This is a genomic window from Patescibacteria group bacterium, assembly GCA_038065255.1.
Lineage (GTDB): Bacteria > Patescibacteriota > Patescibacteriia > JACQRZ01 > JACQRZ01 > JBBTRI01.
Window position 1 is genome coordinate 1 of the sequence record JBBTRI010000009.1, and the last position, 6,409, is coordinate 6,409.

The window sequence follows — 6,409 nt, forward strand, 5'->3', positions numbered from 1 at the left end:
CCTCAAAAAAAAGACGGAGTGCCGTCGCTTGAAGAAAAAAAACTTTCCAATCAGCGCGAAGTATTGGAAGAAGAATTGAGATACCGCAAGAGTATTGCAACGATCAAAGACCTCATTGCTCCTGCAGCATTCGAAATTCAGCCGACCTATGTGCGTGTCGGTTCGCAGTTTTCTCGTGCATTGTTTGTGATAACCTATCCCCGCTACATCAATGTCGGGTGGTTTGCGCCGATTATTAACCACTCTGCATCATTTGATGTTTCGTTTTTCTTTGCGCCCCTAGCATCTAATGTAGTACTCAAACAGCTCCGCGACAAGGTGGGGCGCGTGCAGGCGGAAATTGGCATGCGGCAGGAAAAGGGCAAGCCGCGCGATCCGGCCTCTGAAATCGGCTTACGGGATATGGAGCGGTTGCGCGACGAGCTTACGCAGGGCACGGAACATTTTTTCTCCATCGGGCTCTATGTGACCATGTATGCCAATACGCTCAAAGAATTGGACAAACTAACAGAAGATATGGAGGCGGTGTTTTCCAGTAAGCTTGTTTTTACCAAGCGCGTACTGTATCAGGCGGAACAGGGATTCAACTCCACATTGCCGCTCTGTGACGATGAACTGCAGGTGTATTTCAATATGAATACCTCTCCTGCCGCGACGGCGTTTCCGTTCATTTCTGCTGACCTGACGACGGATAACGGCATACTCTATGGAATCAATCGGCACAATAATAGCTTGATTCTCTTTGATCGTTTTTCGCTGCAGAACGCGAATCAGGTAGTCTTCGCTACTTCCGGCGCAGGGAAATCCGTAGCATGGGATACTGATGCTTTGATAAAAGATCAAGTGGGAACGATAAAACGAGTTTGCATTGGTGAGTATATCGATGCGCTTGAGCAGGATCATCGATTTGAGCATATTGATGAGGAGTTTGACGGAGTGATTGATCCGGGCGTATCGGTATATACATTTAATAAAGATATGAAAGGGGAATGGAGCCGAGTAAGTGTTGCAGCCAGAAAAACAGCACCTGACGATCTCTATGTTTTTCGCACACAGAGCGGACGCGAAATAACCGTGACGGGAGATCATAATATGCTTGTTTTGCGCAATGGAGATGTGGTGGCGGTAAAGAGCCATGAAATGAAAGAAGGAGAATATATTCCTTTGCCAACCTGTGTTGCCAGTCAAAACGAGGAGTTGCTTTGCGATTCACTTAATCTCTTACTATTATTAAAAGATGACGCGCGCATCTATATTAAATCAGCTCTATCCAAGAACAGAATTCCTATAAAGACATTCATTAGTCAAATAGAAAATCTAGATGAAGTGAGTTGCAGAAAAATCATACAATTGTCAACAGCGTGTTCAAGGAATGGGTCAGGCTGGATGCCTTCATTGGAATATGCACTTTCAAAGCAATTTTTACGGCTTTTGGGATATATTGTCAGCGAGGGCAGCATTTCACAAAAGCATGTAATCATTTCGCAAGAAGACCGTGAAACAGTTGCGGATATTGCACAATGCCTCAACGATATTCAATGTCCGTTTTTCCAAAGGAAGGATGGATCATTCGTCATCGGAAGCCGGGTATTTATTTCGCTGATACATGCTGTGGGTGCGCATGGAATTTCAGCGACAAAACGTGTTCCAGGTTTTGTATTTAACCTTCCCAATGAATTTGTTACTGAGTTTTTAAAGGCGTATTTTGAGGGAGATGGCGGTTGTGAACAGCATGCAGTTTCTGCAACATCAAAATCAAAGGGGCTTATTTCGGATCTATCCTACCTCCTTTTGCGTTTTGGCATTGTCGCTCGGCTTAGCGATCGGCAAAAACATGCGACAAATAGTAAAGCGCGAGGCATCTATTCAATGCTTACTATTTCAGGGCAGGATTTTCTTCAACGATTCCATGATTCAATTCAATTCATTTCATCACGTAAGCAAGCTGCACTGGAAGCTCTTCTGGGAAAGACAGCCAATACAAATGTTTGGACAATTCCCGTTCAAGATGTTTTTCAAGAACTCTATTCACTCTTTTCCTGTCAGTTGAGGGGCATGCAGGATATTATTGAATTGAAGAATGGGTCATATCAGCCATCGCGTAAAAAATTACAGGAAGTTATTAATCAAATACGCATTCGCATCAACTCTTTTAAAAGTTTAAATGCAGATATTCAAAAATTAGATGCACTGCCAGCACTGGAAACCGTCATTGAAGCAGGAGTACAAAGAGAATATAACAGTGCGCTGTGGTCTGAATTGGGACAGAGCTGGCGCTTGATGAAGAATGGAAGTGTCGCGCCTCGTGCGGCACAAGTATTTCGAGCAAGCTCAGTAGTATGGGGAGACTCATGGTTGGTTCGAGATGTAAAAATGATGGTAAAAAGAGGTTTTGAAGAACTTGGTCTCTATGAAAAGGATTTTGGAAGATCATTTCAAGATGCGCTCTGGGAAGAAAATGCCGATATGGATTATGAACGTCTATGTCGGGGTGCTCGGGCTGTGGTTGGTGCCTATCGAACCACCTATCAAGCTCTTGATCGTGTGAATGCGCTTATACAAAAACTCGTACAGTTGGCGGAAAGTGACCTTGCGTGGGATCCGATCACGAGCATGCAAAAGAAAAAGTGTGATAAGAGGTATGTCTATGACCTTACTGTTGATAATGAAGTATTTTTATCTGGTCATGGGGGGCTTTTTGTCCATAATTCATATTGCGTGAAACTCGAAATTCTTCGGACGATGATGATGGGCACCGATGTGATTGTGATAGATCCGGAACGCGAATATCAGCACCTCTGCGATGCCACTGGTGGCACATATATCAACGTATCGCTTTCCTCGCAAAGCAAGATCAATCCCTTTGACCTTCCGCGAGCCGTTGGCGAACAGACAACAACTACGGATATTTTGCGGAGCGCCGTTATCACCCTCAAGGGTCTTATGCGCCTCATGCTTGGCAAGCTTACTGAAGAAGAAGATTCTGTCATGGATCGTGCCCTTCTTGAAACTTATGCCAAGAAGGATATTACCCCGGAAACCGACCTATCAAAAGTGGAAGAAATCCCGTCGCTCACTGACCTTCTTGAGGTGCTCGAGGGAATGGAGGGAACGCATTCACTGGTACAGCGCCTGAAGAAATATACTGATGGCACCTTTGCGGGTCTTCTGAACCATCCGACCAATGTGGAGCTTGCCAATCAACTGGTGGTGTTTTCCGTTCGTGACCTGGAGGACGAGCTGCGTCCGATCGCAATCTACACCATAGTCAATTATATCTGGAATGTCGTGCGTTCTCAGTTGAAGCGCCGTATTCTTACTATTGATGAAGCATGGTGGCTGATGCAGTATGAAGACTCGGCAAAGTTTATATTCGCTCTTGTGAAACGCTGTCGGAAATACTACCTTGGAGTTACGACAATCACTCAAGACGTGAATGATTTTCTTACGTCGCCCTATGGTAAGGCGATTTTGACCAATTCAGCTATTCAAGTCCTCCTCAAGCAATCTCCGGCAGCCATTGATCTTATTCAGCGAACGTTTATGCTTACTGAAGGGGAGAAGTACTTGTTGCTCGAAAGCGCGCCAGGCGAAGGTATTTTCTTTGCAGGGCAAAAACATGTTGCAATGAAGGTAATCGCCTCGTATTCCGAAGATCAACTTATTACAACCGATCCGCGCCAAATGCTTGAAATCGAAGCAGCAAAAAAAGAATTTGCTGATGAAAAGAAATAAGCAATAAACTATATTAGCGTATGAATCTTACCTTGCGTTCGAAAATTATTCTCTCACTTCTTATCGGCGTCATCCTGTTTTTGGTTATCTTTGCCATTGTGCGTCTGACATCATTTGTCAAAAAAGCCGGGCAGGGTACCAATGGCGCTATAGGCGTAGAAGTTCCCGTGCCTTCACCGACTCCATCTCCAGAACCTTCCCCAACGCCAAACCCTTCGCCTGCCCCTGCTCCCCAGCCCATCCCCCCACCGCAACGTTCTGCCGGAGAAGCTGATCTTGCATCGATCGCTTTACCATTTGCAGAGCGTTTTGGCAGTTATTCAAATCAGAGCAGCTACGAAAATCTTTCCGATCTCCTGCCATTCATGACTGAAGATTTTAAGAAGTGGGCGCAAGGAAAAATAAACGAACAGCTTGCCAAGCCCTATCAGCCTATTTATCAGGGCGTAACGACAAAGGCGCTTTCGTATTCCATGAAAATGTTTGATGAGCAAACAGGCATTGCCGAGATGGCTGTATCAACACAGCGGCGGGAAATGATCGGCTCCCCGGCGAATACAAAGATTTACAATCAAGACGTTACACTCAAATTTGTTAAAAGCGATGACATCTGGCTCGTTGACCGCGCAGAATGGAAGTAAATCTCCAGTGCGCCGTTTTTGTTCTTTCGTACTCGATACAGTGTTTCCTCCTTCATGCTTCTGTTGTGAGCAGGAGGGGTGGTGGGCATGCGCCCCATGCCGCTCTCATTTTAGTCGTGCAGATGATCGCCGCTGTCCGTTATGCCTTCACGAAAGCAGTAATGGATATGTATGTGATGTATGTTTTGATGTAAGCGGCATTCGACAGATTGTATCGGTATTTCAGTTTGGACAAAAAGGGATCCAGGACATGGTTCATGCATTAAAATATGAAAATATTCGAGACGTTTCGCCCTGGATGGGGAGGTGTATGGCAGCTGCATGGAATCTGCATGGAGGCGAAAAGCCAGAGTGCCTCATCCCCATTCCCTTGCATCCAGCACGTTTACGTGAGCGAGAATTTAACCAAGCGGAGCTTTTGGGAGAAACCATTCAGTGCGTTCTCGAAGTGGGATTGGAAAAGCACATCCTTGTGCGCGCTCGCAAGACGGCAAGTCAGACAAAACTTTCGTCAGACGAGCGTAAGAAAAATATCGAAGGATGCTTTGCTATTGGGGCTGTTTCACTAATGCCGAAATCCGTACTGTTAATTGACGATGTATGCACAACCGGCGCAACGCTTTGTGAAGCTGCGCGAATGTTGAAGTGTCATGGAGTAGAATCTGTATCTGCGCTAGTGTTTGCGCATGGCTGAGCGAGGAGATCTTTTACGATCAACCTATCATCCCAAGGCAGTTTGGCGGTGCCGATTATCTGCCATTGTTCCGCGCCTTTGCCGAGAATACAAACAGTATCGCCTTGTTGGGCGAGACACAGGGCTTTGCTGATTGCGCTTCGTCGATCGAGGATACAATAAAGTGTTTCTGGTGATTTCTGTGTGATACCTTTCATTAGTTGTACTGCTATTGTTTCCGGATCTTCTGAATAGGTATCGTCATTTGTCACAACAATAATATCTGCATAGGTATCGAGAACCTGTCCCATCATCGGTCGCGTGCCAGGATCGCGGTCGCCGCATGCGCCAAACACTGCAATAATCCTGCCCTGAACTGATGGCCGAATGGCGGAGAAAAAGGTGCGAAGAGAATCAGGGGAATGTGCATAGTCAACAATACAATCAAAAGGCTTGTCGGAGCGTATGTATTCCATGCGCCCCGGAGCGTTGGTGAGGGTTGTAAGCGATGTGTGTATGGCTTCTTCGGGAATACCGAGTGTTTTGGCGGCAGCGCATGCCATACAAAGATTCATGATATTAAACTCCCCTCTGATAGCAAGATGGTTTTCGTATAGTTTGGTAAAATCCTTACTGTTTTTTGACACAACAATTTTTTTAACGGGGAGTTCTTTAAATGCTTGTTCATTCTGATCATCTCCATTAAGAACAAGCGCTGACGTATTTTTTGTAATCAAGCGTTTGTGTATGGTGCGATATTCATCGGCATTTGCATGGTATTCGAGATGGTCCGACATGAGATTGGTAAGAATGACAACGGAAAAAGGTATACCCCAGACACGGTATTGCTTGAGTGCATGGGAGGATACTTCTATAACGGCATGAGTACAATGTGCTTCAAGGGCGCGGCGTAAAAACTTCTGTAGGAAAAAAGGGGTAGGAGTGGTCAATTTTAAGGTATTTAATTCTTGACTGCCAGCTATCGAAAGAGCTGCAGTTGTAAAAAGAGCACTTTTTGTGCCTGCAGCTGTAAGAATATGATTGAGAAAATATGCCGTACTTGTTTTGCCCTTGCTTCCTGAAACGGCAATAAAAATAAGCTTTCGTGCGGGAAACCCATAGAGCAATGACGCAGCGACACTTTTCGGCAAATGCCAGAGAAGATTGACCAAGCGCCAAGAAATGATTTTTTTAAGAAAGGATTTCATGGGAACATCATACCGTGCAGCATTGACGATGGCAACTCTTTTGCTATACTGATACAGGTTAAGGGGAGAGGTGCCGGAGTGGCTTAACGGAGCATCCTGCTAAGATGTTGACCCTTCACGGGGTCCGAGGGTTCGAATCCCTCCCTCTCCGA

General features: G+C 45.5%; 5 protein-coding genes and 1 tRNA gene. 5 read left to right on the forward strand and 1 reads right to left on the reverse strand.

Translation table 11 applies throughout. From position 1 onward, the window contains the following. From AAB400_02640 to AAB400_02655, 4 genes are all read left to right on the forward strand, one after another. On the forward strand, positions 1-3,735 hold a 3,735-nt coding region (locus tag AAB400_02640), incomplete at its 5' end, for an LAGLIDADG family homing endonuclease (protein ID MEK7648795.1). A gap of 20 nt (positions 3,736-3,755) precedes the next feature. Then, a complete protein-coding gene (locus tag AAB400_02645) occupies positions 3,756-4,376 on the forward strand; it encodes a hypothetical protein (GenBank protein ID MEK7648796.1) in 621 nt (206 codons plus the stop codon). Further along, on the forward strand, positions 4,367-4,570 hold the full coding sequence (locus tag AAB400_02650) for a hypothetical protein (protein ID MEK7648797.1): 204 nt from the start codon (positions 4,367-4,369) through the stop codon (positions 4,568-4,570). The genes AAB400_02645 and AAB400_02650 overlap by 10 nt, the downstream gene beginning before the upstream one ends. Positions 4,571-4,686: 116 nt before the next feature. Then, a complete protein-coding gene (locus tag AAB400_02655) occupies positions 4,687-5,070 on the forward strand; it encodes a phosphoribosyltransferase family protein (protein MEK7648798.1) in 384 nt (127 codons plus the stop codon). Here the strand turns inward: AAB400_02655 and AAB400_02660 are convergent. Next, positions 5,025-6,257 carry a UDP-N-acetylmuramoyl-L-alanyl-D-glutamate--2,6-diaminopimelate ligase gene (locus tag AAB400_02660; protein MEK7648799.1) on the reverse strand — a complete coding sequence of 411 codons (1,233 nt, stop codon included), beginning with the start codon at positions 6,255-6,257 and terminating at the stop codon, positions 5,025-5,027. The two genes, AAB400_02655 and AAB400_02660, sit on opposite strands and share 46 nt — an antisense overlap. A gap of 64 nt (positions 6,258-6,321) precedes the next feature. Between AAB400_02660 and AAB400_02665 the strand changes: the two genes are divergently transcribed. Further along, positions 6,322-6,408 (forward strand) — tRNA-Ser (locus tag AAB400_02665). Position 6,409 lies beyond the last annotated feature (1 nt).